Below are 25836 nucleotides of genomic sequence, written 5' to 3'. Positions count from 1 at the left end.
TATTTGAAATAATTATATTATGTCACTTCAAAAAAATATTTCTAAAACGATTGAGCAGATTAGAAATAATCCTTTAAATCATAATCTTAGACTGCACTTAATTCAGTTGTATTGTATGGCTGGGCAATGGCAACAGGCAAAAAAAAACCTTAACCAATATTTAAAACTGAATCCTAGTGATCAACAAACACGAGCTTTATTTCTTGGAAATATTGCGTGTGAAATTCAGCGTTTAGATGTTTATACTGCTAATTCTTCTGCCATGCCTTATATTGAAGATCATGACATTGCAATTCAACAAAAGATTGTGAAACAGTTACAAGCACCAAATACTCTAAATGATCTTTTCCTAGAGTTGCATGAACAAGTACAGCCAAATTTCTTAATACAATTGAATGATCTGACTGAAATCCAAGATGAGTTTATAGATACAGATATTCGTTTTAGTCATATCTTTGAAATTTTTGAAGAAAACAGATATACATGGCTAAGTTTAGCTGACATAGAGTCTGTACAGTTTAAACCGACTGAAATTTTAACGGACTTAATTTGGCGTAGAGCTGAAATTATTTTAAAGAATAAACAAAGCATTGCCTGTTTTGTTCCTGTACGTTATCCATTTACGGAACAGCAGCATTTAGAAGATAGTTTACTGTACGCCCGGAGTACGAATTGGGAAAATCTAGGTGATTTTGCTGTTGCGCTTGGTCAAAAGACGTTTAGCAATACCACACTAGATATTGGTATTTTGGATATTGCAAATATTTATAGTATTTAAACCCCATGATAAAAAATCGTAGTGATAAAAATATTGCTTCATTATTTGATCGTCTTACAGAAGAGCATCATTTGGATGGGGTTAAGGGGCTAGATAATCAGAAGATGAAACAAATGGTTATCCGAGATTTATTATTTTTGTTAAATACACCAAGTTATTATTATTCAAAAGAAGATGAACAAATTTTTGAATATGAAAGTTCAGTATTGAATTTTGGTATTGAACCTATTTCTGGAAAGCGTGTTTCTGAGATTGATTGGGGGCATGTAGAGCGAAATATTCAAAAAGCAATTGGTCTGTTTGAGCCAAGAATATTGAAATCTAATTTGGAAGTAAAATGTATTTTCGGTTTAGAAAATAAAGCAAAATATAATTTAATGAATATTGAAATTAAAGGCTATATTAAATCAACACCGTTTCCTGAAAGATTTGTTCTTAAAACACACTTAGATGTTGAAACTGGAAACTTTGATCTTATAAATTAGGGGTAAATTTTGGATAAGGTATTTTTAGAGAAATATCATCAAGAGTTAAAATATTTCCGAGATGCATCGAAAGAATTTGCACAACAACATCCTCGTGCTGCAACTCGATTAGGTTTATCTGCACCAGAAATTGAAGATCCTTATGTAGAGCGTTTAATTGAAGCTGTGAGTTTTTTAACGGCACGTGTAAACTTAAAAATTGATGCTGAATACCCTAAGTTTGTACAACATATTTTAAAAGTGATTCATCCTGATTTAACTCAATCTATTCCAAGTGCTGCTGTTGTAGAGTTAAAATCTCTAAGTAAATCTACATTTACTGTGCCCAAATTGAGTAGTATTAGTACACTCGATATTTCAAAGGGTAATGCAACCTGTAAGTTTTCGACGTGTAATGAGATTCAAGTTGTTCCATTTTTACTTGAAAATATTAAATATAGCCATAAGCTTGTAGATGTTCTACAAGCATCTATATCGCAAAACAAATCAAAATCATTGCTAAGTTTTGATATTATTTTACCCACAGGCTTTTGTTTAGATAAACTTGATGTATCAAATTTACGTTGGTTTATTTCTGCACATGATTTAAAAGTCAGTTCTGAATTACTTTATTTCTTAGCTGAAAAGTGTGAAGGATTTCAAGTCGAACTTGCTGAAAGTGAGCAGAATAGTCAATGGCATTATAAATTTAAACCTCAGTTTAATTTTGTTGGTTTCAATGAATCATTGGCGTTTTATAATACGCGCAGTTCTAATTATTTGAAGCATATTCTTGAATACGCTGTATTACCTGAGAAATATCTCTTTTTTAAAATAGAAAATTTACAAGATGTATTTGTGCAGTTGATTCGTCAGCACGTAATAAAATTTAATGAGAATGATACTGATCAAATTTTATTGAAACCTTTACAGCTACAGTTCAAGTGTGTGTTTAATGATACGTCTGAGTTATTAGATCGCTATATTGATCATGATAGCCTTAGCTTCAATAGTGTGGTTATTCACAATGTGTTCAGTAAAAAAGCACGTATTATTGTTGACCAATTTGTGAATGAACAACATATTGTAATGGATAAATTACGCCCCGTTGATTATGAAGTCATTAAAATTGATAAAATTGAAGGGTATAGTAAGCTTAATCATCAAGTTAAAACATTTGAACCGATTTATAAATTGACCAATGATACAGGTCATTTTGACCAAGCGGGTTATGGTTTTTTTTCAGAGTTTCATAAGCAATCGAATATCTCAAATAAAAAACACTCCTATAAAGGTAGTGAGTGCTATGTTTTATTGACCAATCAATTGAAATCCATTATCGAAGATGATTTAGATCAGCTTGCTGTTACTGCATGGTGTAGTAATCGTGCTTTGCCAAGTGAAATCAGTTGGAGTTTAGATCGTGATTTAAAAATGACAGATGATTCTTTTAAAGTTCATAAAATTAAACGACGTTCAAGTTTTACTCAACCCATTTCAGCACCTATGGAAAATGCCTCACTTTGGCGTTTGCTTAACTTATTATCTTCAAATTTTATTAGTTTAGATCATGCTAATCCAAACGCTTTAACTCAGCAAATTAAAAATAATTTATATCTGTTTTTTGAAATAACCGCAAATGTTGCATTTAAGGCACAGGTAAATGCTATACAAAATATTCGTGCGGAAAAAACCCGTAAGGTCAAAAGGATAGAGCATCAATTGACGCCTATTACAGGTTTACATTTTAATATCATCATTGATGATATGCTCATGAGTCACGTTCACCCATATTTGTGGGGAAAAGTATTGTTGGAGTATTTTAAAGGATTTTCACCGATTAACCAATTTGTTGAAATGAGCTTAAAAAATCAAAATAATACTTTAATTGCTCAATATTCAAGTATTTGAGGGTTTAGATATGAGTGATGTCAATCCTTTAAATGAGTTTGAATTACTTAACCGTCATGAATTTATTGGGCAAATGCAGTTATTTGCGCTTATTCGCTCATTGGAAAGTTTATGTAATTTTGAGCATAAAATTGGTGATGAAAAAAGATTTGGTACAAATAAAGTTCGATTTACTCAAACGGCTTTTCTAGCTTTTCCAGATAAGCAAATCAATCATTTAGAGCAAAAAAATGATATTTTAAATGTTGATATTAAAGGTTTTGGATTATTTGGACCAAATGGTGCCTTGCCTATTCATATTTCAGAACAAATTTATGAAAGAAGAATTCATCAAAAAGATCATACATTTAATGATTTTGTCGATATTTTTCATAATCGTTTGATTGCTTTGTTTTATAAATCTTGGCGTGATGCACAAGATATTGTTTCACTAGAAGGCAAAGATGCATGGCATTTTAGCCGCTTTATTGCGAGTATTTTAGGGTTAGAGCATCGCAAAGAATTAGAAACAGAGATTCATCATTATTCAAAATTTGATGCTGCTAATTTATTACTGAATCAAAATATGCCAATTGATAATTTAAAAGTAATTATTGAAAATTATTTTGATGTACCTGTGGAAATTTTGCAAAATATTGGGCAATGGATTGATGCATCAGAATTTAGTACACAATTATCTAATCCTAATAAACTGATGCTTGGACAGGGCTTATTGATCGGAGATAAAATTTTTGATGCAACACAAAAAATTCGTATACGCATTGGACCAATTAAACCTGAGCAATATTTAAAATTTTTACGAGGTCAGAAGGCTGCATTAAAACTCGCAGAATGGGTTGAACATTATACACGGCATCAATTTCAATGGGATGCTGAGTTTATTGTTGATAAAGAGTTTATTTCACAACAACAATTGGGGCAAGGACTTGCTTTGGGGTATACCTCTTGGCTTGGTCAGCCTATTGCAAATCCAGAAGTCATTATAGAATATTAAAATTAGAGGATGCATACATGTCAGAGGTTAGTCGTTCAGCATTATTTTCAAAACTCAATAAAACACTGTATAAAAGTTTAGAAAATGCTTTTTTCTTTGCAAAATTGCGTGAAAATCGTTTTGTAGAGATTCTACATTGGTTATATCAACTCGAACAGCAAAGTGACAATGATTTATTTTTCATCCAACAGCATTTTTCACTCAATCAAGAAAAGATTTTGAATGATATTGAACAACAAATTAGTCAGCTAAAAAGTGGACATACCTCAGTAAATGATTTTTCTGATGATATTATCCAACTGATTGAAGAAACTTGGTTATATAGTTCATTGAAGTTTTCGAGTCAAAATATTCGTAGTGGACATCTCATATATTGTTTATTGACTTCAACGCCATTTAAACGAGTTTTGTTGAACATATCAGATGAATTTTCAAAAATTAGTCCAGAGTTATTGCAGGAAGACTTATTTAAGCTGTGCAAAGATTCGGTTGAGCAGCAACAAATCCAGTCTGATGCTACTGCACATGAAATATCAAGTACTAGTCAATCCAGTTTAGCTAAGTTTGCAACGAATTTAACCCAGCAAGCGCGTGAGAAGAAGTTAGACCCTGTGACTGCACGTGATGATGAAATTCGTCAAATGATCAATATTTTATTGAGAAAAAGACAGAATAATCCACTGCTTACAGGTGAGGCAGGAGTCGGGAAAACTGCAGTTGTGGAAGGTTTGGCGATCAAGATAGCAGAGCAAGATGTACCACCTGCTTTACAAAATGTTGAAATTTATCTGCTTGATATTGGTGCTTTAAAAGCTGGTGCGAGTGTTACAGGTGAGTTTGAAAACCGTCTAAAATCTGTTATTCGTGAAGTGAATGAGAGTGCTAAGCCAATTATTTTATTTATTGATGAAATTCATACTCTAGTAGGTGCAGGCGGCGCAGCTGGTACTGGAGATGCTGCAAATCTGTTAAAACCTGCTTTGGCACGTGGGGAGTTACGAACTATTGGTGCAACGACTTGGGCAGAATACAAAAAATATTTCGAAAAAGATCCAGCATTAACTCGTCGTTTTCAGACTGTACAAGTTGCAGAACCTTCTGAGGAGAATGCGACATCAATGTTACGTGCATTGGTCGAGCGTTTAGAACAGCATCATCAAGTTAAAATTTTAGATGAAGCCGTTGTTGCATCAGTTAAATTATCTAAACGTTATATTCCTGCCCGTCAGTTGCCAGATAAAGCAATTGGTATTTTAGACACCGCTTGTGCACGTGTATCGGTCAGTTTAAGTGCAATACCAGTTCGTCTAACTGAAATTCAGCAACTTATTTTAAGTGCTGAACAGGAAAAGAGTCATTTATTAAAGCAACAAGAATTTGGGCACCAAGTGAATGCTAATCGATTGATCAAAATAGATGAAAGTATTCAATCTTATATTGCTGAACGAGATTTAATTAAACAACAATATCAACAAGAGAAGCAAATTGTTGATCATTTACAACAAGTGCGTGAACAGCTACATATACCAAAAGATTTACTTGAAAATCGATCTGAGCAAGAGGTGTTAGCTTTACGAGAGCAACAACAACAACTTTTAATTGAGTTACGTAAAGTTCAAGCTGAACAGTCTTTAATTTTTCCTGTTGTAGATGCTGAGTTAGTTGCACAAGTTGTTGCTGATTGGACAGGTATTCCTGTTGGTAAAATGCTTGGGGATGAAGTACAACGCATTTTAGATCTTTCAAATGTTCTAAATCAACGTGTGATTGGTCAAACACATGGTTTAGATGCGATTAGTAAGCGGATTCGAACATCACGTGCAATGTTAGATGATCCAAATAAACCTATTGGGGTCTTTATGTTGGCAGGTCCTTCAGGTGTTGGGAAAACTGAAACAGCATTGGCCTTGGCGGATACGATCTATGGTGGTGAGCATAATTTAATCACAATTAATATGAGCGAATACCAAGAACCACATACTGTTTCAACCTTAAAAGGTGCACCTCCAGGCTATGTTGGTTATGGTGAAGGAGGTGTTTTAACTGAAGCTGTGCGTCGTAAACCATATAGTGTAGTTTTGCTTGATGAAGTCGAAAAAGCACATCCAGATGTACATGAGGTTTTCTTTCAGGTTTTTGATAAAGGATGGATGGAAGATGGTGAAGGACGTTATATTGACTTTAAAAATACAGTGATTATTTTGACTACTAATGTTGGATCAGACTTGATTATGGACCTTTGTCAAGATGAAGATTTAAAACCAACAGTTGATGGTCTACAAAAAGCCTTACGTGAGCCATTGCTTAGAGTATTTCCTGCTGCCCTGCTAGGACGTATCCAAACAATTCCGTATTATCCTCTTTCACAAGAAATGTTGGAAAAAATTGTTCAATTACAATTAAATCGTGTAGTGAAGCGGATTTATACAAATCATGAAATCGAACTGAGTTATTCTGATACTGTATTGACTCATATTGTAGAACGTTGTACCGAACTAGAGTCGGGTGGTCGAATGATTGATGCTATTATTAGCAACCATATTTTGCCTGAACTCAGTTTAAAAATACTGTCTGTTATGGGGGGAGACGATAAAATTAAACAAATTAAGATAAATATTCAAGATCAACAATTGAGTTATGAATATTTAACTTAATTCTATCTCAATATTTTGGTGATATTGAGGAAGAGTTTTTGAAAAACTCTTCTTTTTATTTAAATTTTAGCCTGCTGAAGTAACGGTAGTTTGAATGGCAATAAAACTTGCCCCACATGAGGCTTGATCTCCTTGTAAAATAACAGTTCGACCTTTGAGTTTTGGTGTTTGTCCACTTGCAATTGCAGTTACTGTGGTTTGACATTTTGGACAATAATGAGACATGCCTTCGAGGTGTACAGCAATACCGTTCAAAGTCATGGATGAATCGACCTCACTGACAATGCCACCATGTGAGGTTGTACTTCCTAAGGTTATAATTGGTTTTGTCATAAATAAAATCTATAATTATAATGTGTTTGGATTTTAACAAATTTAGTAATTTAATTTGAAATTAGAAATGTAAATTTAAGTTAAAGATTCGATGTATTTACATGAGATTTTGATAACTTATTGTATTTATGTTATTTTAAATATTAATTAACATAATGCTACTTAAAAAAATAGGTTTATAAAGTATAGTTAATAGTTAGATAGCTCATCACTACAAATTTATTAAAAATGAACCATCAGATAAAATTATTCGGCGAAGCCCTACCGACCAGTCCCTATGGAACCGCTTTTTTTTGGTTCGATTCTCTTTCAGGATCTGAAAAAATCAATGAACTGTTTGAATATCAGCTCATTGTCAAAGTTCGGGATGAATATCATAATCCTGCACATGGTTATCGTGGATTGGAAGGCTTTGTTTCCAAACAAACAGCCGACAATGGCGGAACACCAGGTTCAGATCTGAATCTACAAAGTCTAATCGGCACTGAAATCGCAGTACGTATTCGCCTTGATGGATTAAAATTAGAATATTCACAATTGGGACTCGGTAACCATAATCATGGTGAATACACTGAACAAAGCAGTTTTAGTGGAAGTCGTTTTTACCGTGGTCTGGTCAATCGAGTTGAAGTCCTGCCTGTACGTAACCGTCATGCCACCTATAAAATCACTTTGGTGCCTTGGCTGTGGCTACTGACCAAAACCACAAACTATAAAATTTATCAAAAGAAAAGCGTCTTACACATCATTGAAGAAGTCCTAGAACGCTATCCTTACCCTGTAGAATATCGTTGCAGTGGCAACTACGCTACATTAGATTTTCAAGCCCAGTATGGCGAAGATGATTTTTCTTTTATTCAACGGTTGATGCAAGAACATGGCATCAATTTCCATTTTGAACATAGCCAAAACCATTTAACCCTCGTACTTTCAGATCACAATGCCGCATTTAAAGAAATGGATGCCGAAGGCTATCGTAAGCTCAGTATTTATCCACCCAATCAACGCTTTCCCAATCAAGCCGAATACATTGAATTCTTTGAGCCTGCACAGCAGTTGGTCAGTGGTAAAGTTCAGCTCAGCGATTTCCAATTTAAAAAACCCAGTCTAACCCAAACCGCCCAAGATCAATTCTTATGGGATCACCATTTTGCTGAACAAGAAATTTATGAATGGCAACAAGGTGATTTTATCTCTGCGGAAGATGGTGGCGAGCACAAAGCCAAACAACGGGTTGAACAACTCTATCAACATGGTTATCGTGCGCAAGGCAAAGGACATCTCAAAGGCTTACAAACAGGCTATCGCTTTAACCTAGAAAACCATCCCAATGGAGATGCTAACCAAGGCTGGCTCGTGCTCGGTACACAGACCATCATTCAAGACCTCAGTGAAGAGAAAGCCGATAACCAATTCTACGATTCCAAAGTGGAATTTTTAGTTCAACCCGATGCACAAATCTTCCGCCCAGATCGAACCTTAGACAAGCCACAAGGACGACCACAAACCGCTACAGTGGTAGGACCAGAAGGACAGGAGATTTATACCGATCAATATGGACGTGTGAAGGTGAGATTCCATTGGGATCGCTTACATCCGAGTCTTAGGCCAAAAGATGAAGATGATTGGACCTATAGCGATGGTACCAATACATGTTGGTTAAGGGTGTCCACCGCTTGGGCAGGTAATAATTTCGGAACCATTCATTTACCGCGGATTGGTCAGGAAGTGATAGTCGATTTCTTTAATGGTGATCCTGATATGCCTTTTGTGGCAGGACGTTTGACCAATCCTGAACACATGCCACTGTGGGAATTGCCTGATCAAAAAGCACTTTCAGGGATTAAGTCGAAAGAATTGGGCGGAAGCCAAGCCAACCAATTGGTGATGGACGACACTCAAGGACAAGTACAAGTCCATTTAAAATCTGACCATCAATCGAGTGAATTGAACTTGGGTTATATCACCCGTATTCCTGATTCGAGCGGACGTAAGGATTATCGTGGGCAAGGTTTTGAGCTACGTACCGATGGGCATGGGGTGATTCGTTCAGGGCAAGGTTTAATTGTCAGTACCTATGCCAAAGCCAATGCGGAAAGTTTTGTTAAAAATATTAAAGAAAGCATTGTGCATTTAAAAAATGCTGTGGATGTACATAAATTACAGTCAGAAATTGCAATTAATCATCAAGCAGATGAGCGTAGTATTGATGAAACTGTACAGGTTGAGCTTAACAAACAATTATCAGAAATAAAGGGTACTGCACAAACAAAATATCCCGAACTATCAACCTCTGAAATTGTGATGGGGTCATCAAGTGGTATTGCGGTTGTTTCTGAAAAAGGCACACATTTATCAAGCCAAGCACATATTGCACTCACAAGCAAAAAAGATATTAGTTTAGTAAGTGAGCATAATTTATTTGCTAGTGTTGCAAAAGGAATTTCATTATTTGCCCAAAATTTAGGAGCGCGATTATTTGCTGCGAAAGGAAAAATACAAATTGAAGCACAAAGTGATGAGATTGAACTCATTGCTGATCAAAGTGTAAAAATGATGAGTTTAAAGCAAAAAATTGAGATCGTGGCAGCTGAAGAAATTTTACTCAATGTTAATGGCAATTATATCAAAATTGATAAAAATGGAATTGAACAAGGTAGTCAAAATAGTTGGGTTGTACATGCAAATCATCATAAATTTGAGTCGGAAAAAACAATTTCCTATGTATTACCTGCGTTTAAAGGCACCAATGATGAAGCTTTTCGTATTTTAGATCAGCATGGCAATGTATTGGCTGGTTTTAAATACAAAATTGTGATTGGAGATAATGAGGAAGTTTTTAAAGGAGAAACTGATGAAAATGGCTTTACAACACGTATTAATACAGGATTTGAAACAAAAAAAGTAACAATTTATCAAGACATGGAAAATGAAGAGGTACAAGAAAATAATGGCTGAAATTCAAAAAAAACCAGGAGAACAAGCACTTACTATAGGAAATACAACACCTCCAGGAAATACTCATGTTGATGCCAACCTAGACATATTTACAGTACATGTTTTTTTTGATGGCACGGGGAATAATCGATTTAATACCGCATCACATAGAACGAATCCTCGAAGCTCGCCAGATGGAAGCGTAAGTTATGAGAATTATTATTCAAATATTGCACTTTTATTTATGGCGATGCGGGAAACAGATACCGTGAAGAAATTATATGCCGAAGGATCTGGTACAACACAGGGTCAATCAGATGATAGTCGTGGTTTGGGGCTAGCAATGGGAGGATCGGGGCGATGGACACGTGTTTCTGAACTCTTACATCGTTTAAATAATCTTGTTGGGAGTAGAAATAAAGCGAATGTCGTGATTAATGTGTATGGCTTTAGTCGAGGTGCGGCTTGGGCACGATATTTTTGTCATTTATTAAGGTCGACATTAGGAGGGGCGTGGGTCGATCAGAAACATGAAGAATGGAAAAAAGCAAAAATTAATTTTGTTGGCATTTTCGATACAGTTTCATCAGATGGAACGAGACATTATAACGATGTCAGAGAATTAGGCTTAGATATTGGTAAACCTGAAGGTATTAATTACATTGCACATTTAACAGCGCAGAATGATTATCGTGAACATTTCCCTCTAACACGTATTCGAGGGGCTATTCGAGACGGTATAGGCTTTGAATGTAGTTTTCCTGGCGCACATTCAGATATCGGTGGTGGATATTCTGAAATTTATTTAGAAACTAACAAAGCATTAGGTCGGCAAGATCGAGCTGCGCAGTATCAAGGTGCTGAATATATTGATTATCAATGGTTTGTGAATAAAGGATATTATAAAACTGAGCAAATAACAAAAAAAATGGAGATGAGCGGGCGCGATAATTTCATACCTAAACTATATGCTAATAGGAAAACATATTTTCATTATCAATTTATTGTCGGAAATATTATGTATGAACTTGCGAATCGACGAGCATCTTATCAAAAAATTAGTAGTTCTTCTTTAGAGCGAGGCGTAAATGATATGAAAAAGATTGATCTTTTAAATCGTTTTTATTCAGGTGCATTAGCATATGTCTTGCAAAATTATCAGAAGAAAGGAGGAGGATATCATGTTCCTATTTTAAATAATCCAGAAGAAATGAAGACCATATATAATTTATTTATTCATAATTCATTGGGTTATGGAACTATTGCAAATGGTGGAACAATTTTAAGTAAAACACGAAATGCCGATCAATCCTATAATTATAGCAATCCGATACGTCCACAAGTGACTGAAGGATTTAGATAATTGAATAAAAAAGCAAAGATTATTTTGATATGTAGCCTTCTTGGCATTTTGATTATTTGTGTTTTAGTTTTATGGAAAAGAAATATGCTTGAGCAGGCAAATTATGCGGTTTACGTGGGTTATCCCAAAGGATATATCTCGGAATATAATCATACTCATTCTGTGTTAAAAAACGATCAGGGAGATGTTATCACCCATTTTGGTGGAGATAATGCCACGCAAGGACAATTAGGCAGTGGCGTACAAAATTCACCTGCGATGGTGATGGAAGTCCCCTCTAAAATGGAGGTCATGTGGTTCTCTGTGACCGAAAATCAATTTTGGCGCGGTGAATTTGATTTGCCAAAAGAAAAAATCGCCCATGCATTAAAGGATGAAAAAATCTTAGATTTGTTTACAACACGTGCAGGAAATAGGGTCACAAAATATGATCAAATTGTTGTGAATGTGGCGCCAAAAGGGAAAGTATATGTCTATTTAAATGGTATTCCTACACAACTTCTTGCAACCTATCAGGCACAACCCATTCAATATGAATGGTCACAACATGTTCATGAAACATGGGCAATTCAAGGTCAGGAGGTCATAAGCCAAGCAGAATTTAGGATCGCCATGAAAAAAGATTACGGCACCATTGTGAATGAAATCGATCAGAATTATAAAGAAGATTTTTTTACAGCAGTGCGTTGGCGATTAAATATTCAAGGTGAGAAAAAAATATTGGCTTATGCTGTACGTACATTAAATGGCGAATATACGCAACTATTTGAAAATACCGCCCAACAAGAAATAAAAAGTATTCCTAGTGAAATTGTGGCGGATGTTGAAGATCAAGGTCAAGTAAAGCGTTATCGTATACAGTTGAATAATAGTTATGATTTTTATAAGAAGCATTTTAAAAATACCTCTTTGGTGAATGTATTCATTGATCTTCCAGATGCTGATCATGGTTTTTTATATTTTCAACAAGATGATCAAAAAATTGAATTTGATGATTTTAGTATTTCAGAATTAGTACGTTAATGTTGCAGTTGAACGGTAATGCTCCCGAAAATTTAAGTGAGATTTTTCTAGTGTTATATAACTTTTTAGATGAAGGTCTGATCAGAGAAAAAATGCAAAAGCTACTCTATAAGCGATTAGAGTATTTTTTAAGCATTTAGAGGGGTTTATATCCACGAGATTCTCTAAAATCATAGGATTGATTTATGAAGAATAAAAAAGAAGTTATTTATACGATTTTGAGCATCGTTATTATTTTAATTGTTTTTTTAGGCTATAAAGCAAAATATTTTTTTGACTGTGATTTCAGCCTAGACTTAGGAGGTGGACCGAGTGCGCCACGCCCAGCCTATTGCGAAGCAAAACAACGAAAACAGGATAAACAAATGGCAAACCAATTTATACAAGATTATACTTTTCAATGCAAAATTCAAGAAAAACCAGCACTATCTCCTGAAACTCAAGCACTTTATAATTATGCGTATTACCATGATTTACATAATCTATGGGATGAAAAAGAAGGCCTATTTGACAGCCTAGCTCATTACTACCGCATTGCAGCAGCCAATGGTGATTATAAAGCCAATGTACGATTGCAGTACTTGCTTGAAGAAGGAAAAATAAAAAGTGTCGATAGCGAGCAAGAAATATTTGATTTGAATAAAGAACTAGTAAAACAGCTTCCAGCAACAGCTTACTATAAAACTTATGGTGCCATAGAAAATGGGGATTTGACAACAGAAGACTATGGGCAATATAAATTTTTAAGGAAGGCTGCTGAGTTGGGTAGTGCAGAAGCACAATTTGAATTATCGAATGTGATCATGCAAATACAGGATGATGTTACGCATGATAAAAGATGGGAATTTTCACAAGAATTAGTAAAATGTTCATCAGAAAATGGGTATGGAGAAGCAAGTATTTTTTATGGAATGCAAACTCGTGATAAAAAAGACCTGAAAGTTGCTTTACAAGCATTTCATAATGCAACTAAGCAAGGTAGTAATCAGGGTGCTTTAAGATTGATGCATGCTTTTGATTTTAAATCAAAAGATATTCCAAAGGATTCTCCAGATAATAGTTTTAACCTTGATCTTGATCTTGATCTTGATCGCAGTAAACGTTATGCCATTATCCAAGATTATTTATCAACAAACGACTATCTCAACCCCAAAGTTCCTGACTTAGACCAAATCGTCCCTTTACCTCCTGCTAAACTGCCTGCATGGGATGGAAAGATTGCATTTCAACGTTGGTATGAAGGACCAAGTCCTGAAAAACCAAGCGAAGCACTTGTTGAAAGATTAGCAAAAGCCAAAGGCTTAGATCCAAAGACAGGATTGACCTTGCAGAAATAAAATATAAAAACTATATCGTAGGAATCGATATATGAACTCTAAAGTAAGTACAGACGTTCCATTATAATGCCATGGGGCGTTTAATCCAACGTACCGCAGGCTTTAGCCACAACATTGAAAAATTGCTCCTTGAGCAAGATGAAGATGCAGAAGAACTGAATGCTGAAAATGCCCTACAACGCCTAGAACATGCGATTAGTGAAGAATTTGCCTACGATGGCAATGGACAACTGATCCAAGCGAAAAATGAGAGCAGCCGTGTACAATTTTTCTATAATGAAGTGGGTAACCTTAGCCATGAACATCATCATGACAGCAAAACCCAACGTACAGCAGTATGGCAACACCTCTACGATGAACTGAATAATCGCACCACCACCCACCGTCCCGATGGACAAAAAGTGGATTGGTTACTTTATGGTAGTGGGCATGTTTACGGCTTGGCGCTCAATGGTAAAGACACCGTCAGCTTTAAACGAGATGATTTGCATCGAGAAATCGAACGCCACTATGCCAATGGACTGAGCCAACAACAGCAATACGATCAAGTGGGACGTTTAATCCTGCAACATATCGAACAGGACAATGAAGCAGGCTATACTGCCAATCAAAATACGCAACAAAACAATGCGCAAAGCCAAACCAAAGCCTTACTGAAACGACTGTATCACTATGACAAAGTCGGACAACTGACGGATATCCACGACAAACGACGTGGACATATCGAATACAAATATGACCCAGTTGGACGCTTACTCCAAGCCAATAGCGCACTGGGACAAGAAACTTTTGCCTTTGACCCTGCAAGCAACATTATCAATCCAAACAAAACACAGCACTCAAATCAAGGCATACATAACCACAAACAAAACACCTACTTTGAGCCTACCCATAAACATGGCTATAACAGCCTCGTCAATAACGTGGTGCAGGATTATATCAATCAGAAATACCAATATGATGACTATGGGCAAATGATCCGCCAAAGTGAAGGTGGGCATTTACAGTATTTTAAGTGGGATGCACTTGGCAGACTTGTTCGTAGCAAAAATGACAAAGCCGAAACCTATTACCGATATGATGCCTTGGGTCGACGGATTGAAAAATCCAAACAGCACATTCAAGCTGGTAGAAACCATTACACCGAAACCACACAATACGGTTGGGATGGCGATACGCTCGCTTATGAGAGTAGCAACCAATATACCAAACACTATGTCTATGAAAATGGTAGTTTTGTCCCTTTAATACAAGCCACGTACAGGCAACAGATTAACCAACACCAGACGCCACAGTGGACAAACCAATACGACTACGACAAAGATCCGTTATGGCATACAGAACAAAAAGCCAACACCTTTGACCGAGTATGGTTCTACCACTGTGACCACCTAGGTACGCCACAGGAAATGACGGATCAAACAGGGGCGATTGTTTGGAGTGCGAATTACAAAGCTTGGGGTGAATGTAAAACTGAAAACCATAGCAAACGAGATATTTGGGATAGTGAAATTATTACCAATAACATCCGTTTTCAGGGTCAGTATTTCGACCAAGAAACAGGTTTACACTACAACAGATATCGTTATTATTCACCTTATGTAGGACGGTTTATAAGTAAAGATCCGATTGGATTGTTGGGTGGTAATAATATTTATGCGTATGCACCGAATCCAGTGGAGTGGATTGATCCTTTAGGGTTAGAAAGAAAGAAAAAAAATTCAAAGGAGTTAGGAAGAAATGTTACGGGGCAATGTAATTGGCCTGGTAAGCAAGCTCACCATATTATACCTGAAGATTTTGAAGATCATGATACTTTAAAAAATATTGGTTTTAAAATGAATAGTGCTTCAAATGGAATGATGTTACCCAAAAAACCGAATGATTTTATTAGTTCTCATAGTGGGTATCATTCAGACTATAATAAAGCTGTTGGATCAGAATTAGATCATATAGGTAAAAAATATGCTAATGATGCAAATGGTAGAAAGAGAGCAGTTCAAGAATTGCAAAGAAGTTTAGATTCAGCATTAAGAAGTAAAAAACTTCCCTTATATAAAACTATTTGTGATGAACCAACAGGTTTGAAAAATGGAGATTGGGCTAGATATATCAAATCATCTAGGAGATATTAAAATGAATACTCAAAAAATAGATTATGCGAAAAAATTAATAAAATTTGATAAGCTTGTAGAAGCTACAAATATTCTTGAAAAAATTTTAGTTGAAAGTGATGATGAAGCTTTACTAAGAAGTGTTATTGAGTTGTTACTTGTTGAAGTTGAATTTAAACAAGTTGAAATTAATAAAGTAAAAATTAATTATTTAATAACTAAGTTTAAAGCATTAGGTGGTGAATACAATAAAATTAAAAAATTTGAGAACTTAATGAAAGAAAATTCAGAGCTGATAAAAGACAAAATATTAGGTTTTTCAGAAGAGTTTAATGAAATTTATTGTTTTTTTGAACATAATTTTTTAACGAGTAAATCTACTGAAGAAGTATTTAATAAAAATACTTTTAAAATCGTAGATTTTAATTTGGCAAAAGTGATAGCTCACGATCAAGATGTAGATGAACCATATGAGAGTTGGAATGATTTAAGAAGTAGTATTTCAAAAGAAATTTATAGCATTATTTTTAGAGAAAGAATAAATATAAAATTATTTGAAGAAAAAATAAACTATTTGAATGAAGTTATAGAAAAAAAAATTGATGATAATAATAAGGTTTTTTATTATTTTTTAGATGATATAGAAAGTGATATTCATCTGATATTAATGGCAACTTATGTTAAATATTCAGAAAAATTAATTAATCTTTTATTGGATGCTTATAAAAGTAATTTTTTCCCCTGTGGTTGGCAAGGTGAATATCCAACTGGACAACTATGTATCACTAACGGTATGTATTAAGTTTAAATAGGGTTTGTTGACATTTACAGTTGACTTTGCAAGTACATCAATCCAAATAAAACACAAAGTCATCAACAAACCCCATATAGCAATACACGCCAAGACACCTACTTTGAGCCTACCCATAAACATGGCTATAACAGCCTTGTAAATAATGTGGTACAGGATTACATCAACCAAAAATATCAATACGATGACTATGGTCAAATGATCCGTCAAAGCGAGGGTGGACATTTACAGTACTTTGAATGGGATGCATTGGGTAGGCTTGTTCGCAGTAAAAATGACAAAGTAGAAACCCACTACAGATACGATGCATTGGGTCGACGCATTGAAAAACAGAAACAGCATAGCCAAGCAGGGCGAAACCATTATACTGAAACCACCCAATACGGTTGGGATGGTGACACCATGGCGTATGAAAGCTCAAATCAATACACCAAACATTATGTTTATGAAAATGGTAGTTTCGTTCCTTTAATTCAAGCGACGTATAGACAACAGATCAACCAGCACCAAACGCCACAGTGGACAAACCAATACGACTACGACAAAGATCCACTGTGGCATACGGAACAAAAAAGCCAACGCATTTGACCGTGTATGGTTCTACCATTGTGACCACCTAGGCACACCACAGGAAATGAGTGACCAAAATAGATAAAGCTAAAGAATTAAATAAGTTAAAGTGCCCACATTCTTAATTTTATGGAGTAAATGAAAATGAAACCTCAAGATATTATTTTTGATGAAAATTTAATGTTATCAGATGTAAAAATTGCGGAGCAAAAAGAGCCCTTCATTTTAGCATTGTCAGATGGTTTAAGTTTAGCTGAAGAAATCGTAAGTAATGATTTTAAAAATAAAATTATTACATTTATTAATAGTTCTAGTAAATGGTTTGAAATAGCAAAAGATCGAGTCTTTAAAGATACAGGAGATACTAAGGGATTAAGGTTGATAACCTTATATGTTTTAAGTGAACAATCAGCTGATTATATAATTTTTGGATTAGAATTTAGTCTTGATTTTGAGCGAGAACATGGGCGTGGATTACAAATAAATGCTGAAACTTATGAAATACTTGATTATGGCACAGCCGATATTTCCTTCAGTTTATAGTTGTCAATGGATTTTTTGAATAAATCTAATAAAGCTAGATAGAATCTTTAGGTTATATTTAATATTAATATAATATTTTGATATTTATTAACTTAATTGAAAAATGTAGTCACAGAGAATTATTTATCTATAATAATAGCTATGGGTTAGAGGTGCAGTTTTCCCTAACCCATTAACCAACATCATTAATCCAAACAAAACACAAAGCCATCAACAAAGCCCATATAGCAATACACGTCAAGACACCTACTTTGAACCGACCCATAAACACGGCTATAACAGCCTCATCAATAATGTGGTGCAGGATTACATCAATCAAAAATACCAATATGACGAATACGGACAACTCATCAAACAAAGTGATGGTGGACATATACAACACTTTGAATGGGATGCACTCGGCAGGCTCATTCGTAGTAAAAATGATAAAGCCGAAACGCATTACCGTTATGATGCACTCGGACGACGTATAGAAAAATCTAAACAACACATCCAAGCAGGACGCAGTCACTATACCGAAACCACGCAATATGGTTGGGATGGTGACACCTTGGCTTATGAGTCAACCAACCTTTATACCAAGCATTATGTTTATGAAAATGGCAGCTTTGTTCCTCTAATTCAGGCGACCTACCGCCAACAGATTAATCAGCATCAGACGCCACAGTGGGATGAGCGAGGAATAGCAAAGCACTGCTTTGCCCAAGCGCAAGATGTAACGAAGTGAAGTGGGTTACGATTACGACAAAGACCCACTGTGGTATACGGAACAAAAAGCCAACGCATTTGACCGAGTATGGTTCTACCATTGTGACCATCTAGGTACGCCACAGGAAATGAGTGACCAAACAGGTGCGATTGTTTGAAGTGCGAATTATAAGGAATGGGTGAGCGAGGATAAGAAAAACAACGTTTTTCCCGAAGCGCAAGACGAGAGCTTTGCTCGAGTGGTAAACCTGAAAACCATATGAAACGTGATATTTGGGATAGTGAAATCATCACCAACAATCTGAGATTCCAAGGTCAATATTTCGACCAAGAAACAGGGTTGCATTACAACCGTTATAGGTATTATTCGCCTTATGTAGGAAGATTTATTAGTAAAGATCCGATTGGGTTGTTGGGTGGATTTAATACCTTTGCTTATGCGCCTAATCCTGTGGAGTGGGTGGATCCTCTAGGGTTAGCAAAATGTAAAATGTGTTGTGATGATAAAAAGGCCCTTGGTGCTCCACCTAACAATATGAAATCTCCACATATGCATCATATTGTTAGAGAAAATGCGCCTGCGAATTGGAATGACAGTGACAGAAGATATATAACTGCATCGCAAATGATAGTAAAAAAATATTTAACGACAAATGGGGGAACTTTTGATATCAATAAAGACCCTCGAAATTTTGTTTGGGCTGAAAATGGTTGTGGAGTTCATACACAAGTTAGTGCAAAAAGAGTATATGATGTTTTGAGTTTAGCAAAAAATACGGCTCTCAAAACAGGACGTGATCCTGCAAATGCTATTGAGTTAGCATTGAAGCAATTAGGACGAGATTTCAACAACATGAGGTAATAATTTATGAAATCTTTAAAAATTTATGAGTATATTACTAATGATGATATTGCTAAATTTAGTATTGAGTTGAATGATATTAGTCATAAAGTAGATGTAATTGATTTAGTTTTTGATGCTATTAATGAAAAGTCATATAAAATTGTTGAATATTTATTAAAAAAATATTCTATTGCAAATAAAACTATTTTTTTATATGAGACTCCTATTGCACGGGCATGTCTTCATAATGATTATAAAATGGTAGAGCTTATTTTAATGAATAAAGGAGACCCCAATGGTTCTCCTCTATCATCGTTAAATCCTTTGGATATTTCATTAAGTGAAGATAATTTTGAAGTTTTTAATTTACTTTTGAAATATAATGTTGATGTAAACTATTTTATACCCAAACTAAATAGAACTATTTTAGATAGTGCTTATTTTTTATATGAATTAGAAGGAAGGCAATATTATAAATATATTGAGTTGCTTTTAAGTAATAATGCTATTTCTTCTAGAGGTTTTAATATTAAAGAAAAACCTAGGCATCTTTTAGATCATATTGGTAAGGTGTTGAACTATGAATTTATTTATCTAGATTCAGTTGTTAAAATTGGATTTCTAAACAACAGGACAAATTTTATTTTTTCTGAAAATAGAAATATAGTTAATATTATATTTATAACCTATGATTGGCCGCTTAATAATTCAAAAGATTACTATGATACTGACTATAGTTTTTTCTTTAAAGTTTTGAATGATTTGAATAATGAGTGTATTGTTGGTGATGTTGATTATTTGGGTGTTTTTTTTGAATATAATGTTCCGATTAATTTAAATAAAATACAAGTATTAAATATTACTAAGTTTTTTGAAAATCCTGATAAAGTAGTTAATATTTTGATTCCTGTTGATCAAAGAATGAAAAAATTTGATATTAATAATATTAAGTTAGATGATTTTGAGAGATGTAGTTATAATTGGCCTAATAATAAACGTGGCTATCCTATATATGAAGACTTTTTTGAACATAAGTTTGTTGTCTCTAAAAATAATTAATAATTAACGTGAATTAGGGATAAGAAATTTGATAAAGAATAGGCATTTGAGTCACAATTTAATCACGACAAAAAACTGAATAACCTCAAATGCCTATCGATACACAGCTTACAACTTTTCAACTTCATTTATGTTACCTGTATATAGGTGTGTTGCTTTTAATAATGATCCCATAACTCTCATTATATTTTGTATCAGGATCATTAGACTTTTTCATGAGCATGGTAAAGTCTTCATAGCTAAGTCTGATACCATCATGATTTTTGTCAAAACGCTCCACAACGTAGGTTTCTAAATTTTCAGATAAATACGTTTTAGGTGGTTCTAATTCACATGCTTTAACGGCTTCCATACAGACAAACTCATTCACTGTGAGTAATAGAAATTCTGAGTCAAAGGATTTTACAATCAAATCCTTTTATTGAACGGTTCTATATGTCTGAGGTGTTACTGCATTGGGGATACTCGCTTTAGTGATGTGTGCTGATAAAAACGGAGACTTTAACTTGGTAAACTAAACTTACTCAACAGGAGTTTACCATGAGTAAAAAGCAAAAAATTTATACAACAGAATTTAAAGCTGAAGCAATAAAAGCCATTGAAGAAAACAAAGGTAATGTTTCCGAAACAGCACGACAACTCGGTATTTCCATGCAAACGCTATCGAATTGGCATAAAAAAGCAAAGGCAGGAACATTAGCTGGCACACAACAATATTCGCCTGATCTCGTTGCTCTACTCGAAGAAAATAAGAAGCTGAAACAACAACTTAAAACTTCCGAAATGGAAAGAGAATTTCTAAAAAAAGCAGCGGCGTACTTTGCCAAGGAAAATCAGTGAAGTACGCTTATATGAAAGAGCATAAAAACACATATCCAACAATAATGATGGCTAGGTTGCTAAAAATTTCAATATCAAGGTTTTATGATTGGTTAAAGCGGGGCTTAAGTAAACGAGTTATTCAAAGAAACCAACAGACCATCTTGGTCAAAATTGCCCATCAAGAAACTAAAGAAAGTTATGGACATATTCGCTTAACAAGGTATTTACAGTCACAAGGCATTCAAATTAGCGAGTATGCAGTACGTTGCATTAAACAGCAGAATCATCTGTATTGTAAGCGTCATAAGCGTTTCAAAAGGACAACAAATAGCGATCACAATCGTTCTGTTTACAATAATTTGTTAGAGCAAAACTTTATAGAGACTACCCCAAACATTGCGTGGGTAAGTGACATTAGTGTGCCGCAGCAAGCGGCGTAAGAGATGAGGGTATGGCCCCTCGCTATCGGCTTGCAGGAGCAGGTAGCAAACCACCATAAGCGGCTTGGATCAAAAGTCCCGGTCGTGAGCGTTATGGAAAAGGCGTTGTATAGGCGTCAGGTAAGAATTAGGAAGGCGAACACCAGTGAACTGCCGTTCAAGTGTCGAAAGTACTCAAATGACATCAAAACCGGGGATGGATGTTGCCCCGCGATCAGTTTGGCCGTTACCTGCTTACGGGCCATTCGGTGTCCGGCGTAGAGGCAGCGCGATCCTAATTCAGGCTCTTACGTTGAACTGCGGGAACCTTCGGTGGCGATGTCAAGCGAAAGGCACAAGCTCAAAAGGCAAGGCTGATAATAGCAATGCGTCACCAAGGGGCGGAGCAACTCGTAGTAGTGTTGAAGTTACTGTAATGGTAATGGAGCGAAGGGGTTGCATTATCCAGGTCTACGGATTTGTCAACTGTGCAAGCAGGAGGAGCAAAACTTTATGACCAAACCATTTAACATTCCTAAAGCGTTAATCTGGGAGGCATTTAAGAAAGTCAAAGAGAATGGCGGTGCTGCAGGCATCGATCATGAATCTATTGAGCAATTCGAACACCACTTAAAAGGCAACCTGTATAAACTATGGAATCGACTTTGTTCAGGCAGTTATTTTCCATCGCCAGTCAAAGGTGTACCGATTCCAAAGAAATCAGGTGGGGTACGTATGTTAGGCATTCCAACAGTAGCGGATCGAGTAGCACAAACAGCTGTCAAGCTTATATTGGAGCCACGGATTGATCCTCTATTTCATCCAAACTCTTATGGCTATCGTCCAGGGCGTTCTGCCCATGATGCGATAGCTATGGTGAGGCGACGAAGTTGGGAGTATGACTGGGTTGTGGAATTTGATATCAAAGGTTTATTTGATAACATTGATCATAATCTACTCATGCGTGCACTTAAGAAACACTGCGAAATTCCATGGATTCTTCTCTATGTAGAACGCTGGTTAAAAGCACCTATGCAAAATGTAGATGGTCAAGTTTTAGAAAGGAATCGCGGCACACCGCAAGGTGGAGTTATCAGTCCTCTATTGGCTAATTTATTTATGCATTATGCTTTTGACATGTGGATTACCAAGAATCTTGCGAGTGTAAGATTCTGCCGCTATGCGGATGATGGAGTAATTCATTGCCGAAGTTTATCTCAAGCCAAACTTGTTTTACAAAAGATTGGTGCACGATTTCGTGAATGTGGACTCGAATTACATCCAGATAAGACAAAGATTGTTTATTGCCAAGATGTGAATCGTCGCCAAGCATATCCCGATGTTCAATTTACTTTTCTCGGGTACACGTTTAGGCCCCGTAAGGCTGTGGACAAGTATAAAAGAGTTTATGTAAATTTCTCTCCTGCAGTCAGTCGTGATGCACTTAAAGCAATGCGACAGACTATTCGGAAATGGCATCTACATCTGATGTGTAATCGCGAATTAAGTGATTTATCTGCAATATTCAATCCAATTCTTCAAGGTTGGCAGCAATACTATGGTCGATTCCATGGTTCAGCAATGTCAGCGATCTGGCAACACATGAATGCTTATCTTATACGCTGGATGAGGCGTAAGTATAAAAACTTGGCCCGTCATAAAAGACGGGCTAGATATGCCTTAGGGCGACTTGCGCGTGATTTTCCAAATGCCTTTGTGCACTGGAAAATGGGATGTTTACCAACGGTTGGATAATGGGAGCCGGATGAGCTGAGAGGTTCACGTCCGGTTCTGCGAGGGGCTAAGGGTGAGATTCCCTTGGTCTACTCACCCATATATATGGACAGCTGAAGGCTGGCTGTATTTAGCTGCGTTAAAAGACCTTTGCACTAAACAAGTAGTTGGGTATAGCTTGAGTGCAAGGATGACAACACAACTTGTTTGTAATGCACTGAGTATGGCTATTCGCAATCATAAACCACCTCGAAACTTAATTATTCATTCGGACAGAGGCAGTCAATATTGTAGTCATGAATATCGGAATATGCTTGAAAAATATAGTTTTCAAGGTTCGATGAGTAAAAAGGGTGACTGTTTTGATAATGCACCAATTGAAAGTTTCTGGGGAATATTAAAGAACGAACTTGTACATCATCGGAACTATAAAACGAGGGAAGAAGCTAAGGCAGATATTACAAAATACATAGAGCTCTTCTATAATCAGCAGAGAATTCAGAAAGGACTGAATTTTAAGACACCAAATCAAATGGCAGAGGACTTTTACAAGTTAGTTGCCTAGAATCTCCCAAGTGGAAGTGTCCTGTTATTTCAGCACACATCATATTTCAGCACACATCATTTTTTATAGAACCATTGTTTCTGGTTAACATTGATAATTAAGAGAGACGACTTATGAACAGTTTTAACATTAGAGTAGTGATGGTTTTACAATTAGTATTATTTCTTAGTGCATGTAATTTAGCAGATTGGAGTCCAATTAATAAATCTCCTGAATTTTTAAGACATCCTGATGGGCAAATAATTCGACAGTGTGATGGATCAGGAATTGCAATGAGGGGTGGGGCAAGAGAAAAATTTTGGAGGGATAATGATTTACCTAAAGGCACCATAAACTTTGTTTGTAAAAATGGTAAAGCCTATTTACCAGATCAAGTTCCGAAAGATTAATTATCTTATAAGGCAAAGGACATCTCAAAGGTTTACAAACAGGCTATCGTTTTAACTTAGAAAACCATCCGAATGCTGATTCCAATCGAGGTTGGTTGGTACTTGGTACGCAAACCACTATTCAAGATTTGAGTGAAGAACGTGCGGATAACCAATTCTACGATTCCAAAGTAGAGTTTTTAGTTCAACCTGAACCGTACCAGGTTTGTCGGAGACTTTTTTATTTAAGTTAGGCCACCTGACCTAACGGATTAATCTTATCATAGTACATTGCTTCAAACTCAAAAGGCGATACATAACCCAGTGCGCTGTGTACACGTTCTTTATTGAACCAATCGACCCAGTTTAGTGTCGCAAGTTGTACATCTGCTAAACCTTGCCAATCTGCTTTTAAATATTCAATCACCTCTGTTTTGTATAAGCCATTCACCGTTTCAGCCAAAGCATTATCGTATGAATCACCCGTTGTACCGACTGATGCTCGTAAATTTGCTGCTTCTAAACGATTGGTATAGCGAATGGAAAGATATTGCACACCTCTGTCGGAATGATGAATCACGTTCTTTGGCATGCCTCGATCATGCAATGCTTGCTCCAGTGCATCAAGTACCATATCTGTATTCATCCGTGTTGATACTTTCCATCCAACAATTGCTCGCGAGAACACATCAATAATAAATGCAGTGTAGACCCAGCCAGAATTGGTTTGAATATACGTAAAGTCACTGACCCATAATTGGTCAGGTCGATCAGCACTAAAATTCCGTTTCACTAAATCATCTGCTCGTTTTTGATCATCTCGGCTGCGGGTAGTTTGTTTGTTCTTACCACGCCAAACACCTTGTATATCTAGCTTCTGCATCAATCGAGCAACTGTACAACGTGCAATAACATAGCCTTCACGTTTCAATTTTTGCCAAACTTTACGTACACCATATCGACCTAAACTTTCTTTCCAAATACGTTTGATTTGCTCTGCATGATGTAAATCATGCAGAGCACGTTTCGCTCGATGTTCTGGGTTATCAACGAGATCTAAAGCCCGATAATAGGTCGAAGCTGCAATCGGTAAAATTCTACAAATCGCTTCAACACCATATCGATCTTTATTGTTATGGATAAAATCCACCATTATTTGTGTGGGCGGTCGAGCTCCGCCTGGGCGAAAAAAGCGGCTGCTTTGCGTAGAATTTCATTGGCACGCTTTAATTCTTTAATTTCACGTTCCATTTGCTTCATTTTTTCTTGGTCAGATATCTGTTGTACTTTGGCAGGATTTAGTTGATCCATATGCTTTAAATACCAAACACGCAATGTTTCAGGAGTACAACCGATTTTAGGAGCAATAGCTGTGATCGCAGCCCAATTCGATGGATAATCTTTTTCAGATTCAATCAATAGTTGAACCGCTCTTTCTCTGATTTCAGGGGTATATTTTAATTTTGTCATCGGGATAGTCTCTCA

Annotated in this window: 22 protein-coding genes, 4 pseudogenes and 1 other annotated feature; of the genes and pseudogenes, 23 read left to right on the top strand and 3 right to left on the bottom strand. The window is 35.9% G+C overall.

The window, feature by feature from the left end:
• Positions 1-19: 19 nt before the first annotated feature.
• The 5 genes from G0028_RS14650 to tssH are packed head-to-tail and all read left to right on the top strand — an operon-like array spanning position 20 to position 6801.
• Complete coding sequence (locus tag G0028_RS14650; protein ID WP_180047205.1) at positions 20-778, top strand: type VI secretion system accessory protein TagJ; 759 nt, start codon at positions 20-22, stop codon at positions 776-778.
• A gap of 5 nt (positions 779-783) precedes the next feature.
• Positions 784-1263 (top strand): type VI secretion system baseplate subunit TssE, encoded by a 480-nt coding sequence (tssE, locus tag G0028_RS14645; RefSeq protein ID WP_180047203.1) that lies wholly within the window; start codon positions 784-786, stop codon positions 1261-1263.
• A gap of 9 nt (positions 1264-1272) precedes the next feature.
• Positions 1273-3153: a type VI secretion system baseplate subunit TssF gene (gene tssF / locus G0028_RS14640; protein ID WP_180047201.1), complete on the top strand. Its 1881-nt coding sequence runs from the start codon at positions 1273-1275 to the stop codon at positions 3151-3153.
• A gap of 10 nt (positions 3154-3163) precedes the next feature.
• Positions 3164-4147 (top strand): type VI secretion system baseplate subunit TssG, encoded by a 984-nt coding sequence (tssG, locus tag G0028_RS14635; protein ID WP_180047199.1) that lies wholly within the window; start codon positions 3164-3166, stop codon positions 4145-4147.
• Between the two features lie 17 nt (positions 4148-4164).
• Positions 4165-6801 carry a type VI secretion system ATPase TssH gene (gene tssH, locus G0028_RS14630; protein WP_180047196.1) on the top strand — a complete coding sequence of 879 codons (2637 nt, stop codon included), beginning with the start codon at positions 4165-4167 and terminating at the stop codon, positions 6799-6801.
• 66 nt (positions 6802-6867) lie between these two features.
• Here the strand turns inward: tssH and G0028_RS14625 are convergent, their stop codons facing one another.
• Positions 6868-7134 carry a PAAR domain-containing protein gene (locus G0028_RS14625; protein ID WP_180047194.1) on the bottom strand — a complete coding sequence of 89 codons (267 nt, stop codon included), beginning with the start codon at positions 7132-7134 and terminating at the stop codon, positions 6868-6870.
• A 228-nt stretch (positions 7135-7362) separates the two neighbouring features.
• Here G0028_RS14625 and G0028_RS14620 point away from each other — a divergent pair, with 228 nt between their 5' ends.
• The 13 genes and pseudogenes from G0028_RS14620 (at position 7363) to G0028_RS14575 (ending at position 20443) form a co-directional block, all read left to right on the top strand.
• Positions 7363-10092 (top strand): type VI secretion system Vgr family protein, encoded by a 2730-nt coding sequence (locus G0028_RS14620; protein WP_194088732.1) that lies wholly within the window; start codon positions 7363-7365, stop codon positions 10090-10092.
• Entirely contained in the window at positions 10085-11434 is a 1350-nt protein-coding gene (locus G0028_RS14615; RefSeq protein WP_180047722.1) for a phospholipase effector Tle1 domain-containing protein, read from the top strand. Before G0028_RS14620 ends, G0028_RS14615 begins: the two co-directional genes overlap by 8 nt.
• A gap of 84 nt (positions 11435-11518) precedes the next feature.
• On the top strand, positions 11519-12457 hold the full coding sequence (locus G0028_RS14610) for a DUF2931 family protein (protein ID WP_180047720.1): 939 nt from the start codon (positions 11519-11521) through the stop codon (positions 12455-12457).
• Positions 12458-12642: 185 nt separating this feature from the next.
• Complete coding sequence (locus tag G0028_RS14605; RefSeq protein ID WP_180047718.1) at positions 12643-13794, top strand: DUF6396 domain-containing protein; 1152 nt, start codon at positions 12643-12645, stop codon at positions 13792-13794.
• A gap of 47 nt (positions 13795-13841) precedes the next feature.
• Positions 13842-15929: pseudogene (locus G0028_RS14600) on the top strand (RHS repeat-associated core domain-containing protein); the annotation flags it as partial.
• A 1-nt stretch (position 15930) separates the two neighbouring features.
• Positions 15931-16710, top strand: coding sequence for a hypothetical protein (locus tag G0028_RS14595; protein WP_227554734.1), 780 nt, complete (start codon positions 15931-15933; stop codon positions 16708-16710).
• Positions 16711-16917: 207 nt separating this feature from the next.
• Entirely contained in the window at positions 16918-17307 is a 390-nt protein-coding gene (locus tag G0028_RS21130; RefSeq protein WP_227554733.1) for a hypothetical protein, read from the top strand.
• On the top strand, positions 17267-17374 hold the full coding sequence (locus G0028_RS21125; protein ID WP_320109290.1) for an RHS domain-containing protein: 108 nt from the start codon (positions 17267-17269) through the stop codon (positions 17372-17374). The genes G0028_RS21130 and G0028_RS21125 overlap by 41 nt, the downstream gene beginning before the upstream one ends.
• A 59-nt stretch (positions 17375-17433) precedes the next feature.
• The gene (locus G0028_RS14585; RefSeq protein ID WP_180047714.1) at positions 17434-17832 is read left to right on the top strand and encodes a hypothetical protein; all 399 of its coding nucleotides are present in this window, start codon (positions 17434-17436) and stop codon (positions 17830-17832) included.
• A gap of 298 nt (positions 17833-18130) precedes the next feature.
• Positions 18131-18559 (top strand): hypothetical protein, encoded by a 429-nt coding sequence (locus tag G0028_RS21400; RefSeq protein ID WP_218946382.1) that lies wholly within the window; start codon positions 18131-18133, stop codon positions 18557-18559.
• A gap of 1 nt (position 18560) precedes the next feature.
• Positions 18561-18698 (top strand): RHS domain-containing protein, encoded by a 138-nt coding sequence (locus tag G0028_RS21395; RefSeq protein ID WP_218946381.1) that lies wholly within the window; start codon positions 18561-18563, stop codon positions 18696-18698.
• Between the two features lie 101 nt (positions 18699-18799).
• Positions 18800-19402 (top strand): RHS repeat-associated core domain-containing protein, encoded by a 603-nt coding sequence (locus G0028_RS21390; protein WP_218946380.1) that lies wholly within the window; start codon positions 18800-18802, stop codon positions 19400-19402.
• 6 nt (positions 19403-19408) lie between these two features.
• Positions 19409-20443, top strand: a complete 1035-nt coding sequence (locus G0028_RS14575; RefSeq protein ID WP_180047712.1) for an ankyrin repeat domain-containing protein — start codon at positions 19409-19411, stop codon at positions 20441-20443.
• Between the two features lie 133 nt (positions 20444-20576).
• Here the strand turns inward: G0028_RS14575 and G0028_RS21260 are convergent, their stop codons facing one another.
• Positions 20577-20813 (bottom strand): HipA domain-containing protein, encoded by a 237-nt coding sequence (locus tag G0028_RS21260; protein ID WP_320109288.1) that lies wholly within the window; start codon positions 20811-20813, stop codon positions 20577-20579.
• A gap of 170 nt (positions 20814-20983) precedes the next feature.
• Between G0028_RS21260 and G0028_RS14565 the strand changes: the two are divergent.
• The 5 genes and pseudogenes from G0028_RS14565 to G0028_RS21385 form a co-directional block, all read left to right on the top strand.
• Positions 20984-21684, top strand: a pseudogene (locus G0028_RS14565) (IS3 family transposase); the annotation flags it as partial.
• Positions 21685-22197: 513 nt separating this feature from the next.
• Entirely contained in the window at positions 22198-23439 is a 1242-nt protein-coding gene (ltrA, locus tag G0028_RS14560; protein ID WP_180047752.1) for a group II intron reverse transcriptase/maturase, read from the top strand.
• A gap of 64 nt (positions 23440-23503) precedes the next feature.
• Positions 23504-23983: pseudogene (locus G0028_RS14555) on the top strand (IS3 family transposase); the annotation flags it as partial.
• Positions 23984-24096: 113 nt separating this feature from the next.
• A complete protein-coding gene (locus G0028_RS14550) occupies positions 24097-24372 on the top strand; it encodes a hypothetical protein (RefSeq protein ID WP_180048095.1) in 276 nt (91 codons plus the stop codon).
• An 11-nt stretch (positions 24373-24383) separates the two neighbouring features.
• Positions 24384-24566, top strand: a pseudogene (locus G0028_RS21385) (hypothetical protein); the annotation flags it as partial.
• Positions 24567-24601: 35 nt separating this feature from the next.
• Here G0028_RS21385 and G0028_RS14545 read toward each other — a convergent pair.
• Positions 24602-25821, bottom strand: a protein-coding gene (locus G0028_RS14545) for an IS3 family transposase (RefSeq protein WP_104915068.1) whose coding sequence is annotated in 2 segments (ribosomal slippage) — positions 24602-25545 and positions 25545-25821 — 1221 coding nt in all. Because the reading frame shifts where the segments join, the coding sequence is not laid out codon by codon here.
• Positions 25430-25546: a sequence feature (AL1L pseudoknot), on the bottom strand. (Overlaps the previous gene by 117 nt.)
• Positions 25822-25836: the final 15 nt, after the last annotated feature.

Source organism: Acinetobacter piscicola, assembly GCF_015218165.1.
In the GTDB taxonomy this organism is placed as follows: domain Bacteria; phylum Pseudomonadota; class Gammaproteobacteria; order Pseudomonadales; family Moraxellaceae; genus Acinetobacter; species Acinetobacter piscicola_A.
Note: the sequence above shows the minus strand (reverse complement) of the source record. Positions and strands in the feature narration are given on the sequence as shown.

Bases quoted from the DNA above. Each gene is read 5' to 3' on its own strand.
- G0028_RS14650 (WP_180047205.1), top strand. From the start codon at position 20: ATGTCACTTCAAAAAAATATTTCTAAAACGATTGAGCAGATTAGAAAT.
- tssE (WP_180047203.1), top strand. From the start codon at position 784: ATGATAAAAAATCGTAGTGATAAAAATATTGCTTCATTATTTGATCGT.
- tssG (WP_180047199.1), top strand. From the start codon at position 3,164: ATGAGTGATGTCAATCCTTTAAATGAGTTTGAATTACTTAACCGTCAT.
- tssH (WP_180047196.1), top strand. From the start codon at position 4,165: ATGTCAGAGGTTAGTCGTTCAGCATTATTTTCAAAACTCAATAAAACA.
- G0028_RS14625 (WP_180047194.1), bottom strand. From the start codon at position 7,134: ATGACAAAACCAATTATAACCTTAGGAAGTACAACCTCACATGGTGGC.
- G0028_RS14620 (WP_194088732.1), top strand. From the start codon at position 7,363: ATGAACCATCAGATAAAATTATTCGGCGAAGCCCTACCGACCAGTCCC.
- G0028_RS14615 (WP_180047722.1), top strand. From the start codon at position 10,085: ATGGCTGAAATTCAAAAAAAACCAGGAGAACAAGCACTTACTATAGGA.
- G0028_RS14610 (WP_180047720.1), top strand. From the start codon at position 11,519: ATGCTTGAGCAGGCAAATTATGCGGTTTACGTGGGTTATCCCAAAGGA.
- G0028_RS14605 (WP_180047718.1), top strand. From the start codon at position 12,643: ATGAAGAATAAAAAAGAAGTTATTTATACGATTTTGAGCATCGTTATT.
- G0028_RS14595 (WP_227554734.1), top strand. From the start codon at position 15,931: ATGAATACTCAAAAAATAGATTATGCGAAAAAATTAATAAAATTTGAT.
- G0028_RS21130 (WP_227554733.1), top strand. From the start codon at position 16,918: ATGATCCGTCAAAGCGAGGGTGGACATTTACAGTACTTTGAATGGGAT.
- G0028_RS14585 (WP_180047714.1), top strand. From the start codon at position 17,434: ATGAAACCTCAAGATATTATTTTTGATGAAAATTTAATGTTATCAGAT.
- G0028_RS21390 (WP_218946380.1), top strand. From the start codon at position 18,800: ATGAAACGTGATATTTGGGATAGTGAAATCATCACCAACAATCTGAGA.
- G0028_RS14575 (WP_180047712.1), top strand. From the start codon at position 19,409: ATGAAATCTTTAAAAATTTATGAGTATATTACTAATGATGATATTGCT.
- ltrA (WP_180047752.1), top strand. From the start codon at position 22,198: ATGACCAAACCATTTAACATTCCTAAAGCGTTAATCTGGGAGGCATTT.
- G0028_RS14550 (WP_180048095.1), top strand. From the start codon at position 24,097: ATGAACAGTTTTAACATTAGAGTAGTGATGGTTTTACAATTAGTATTA.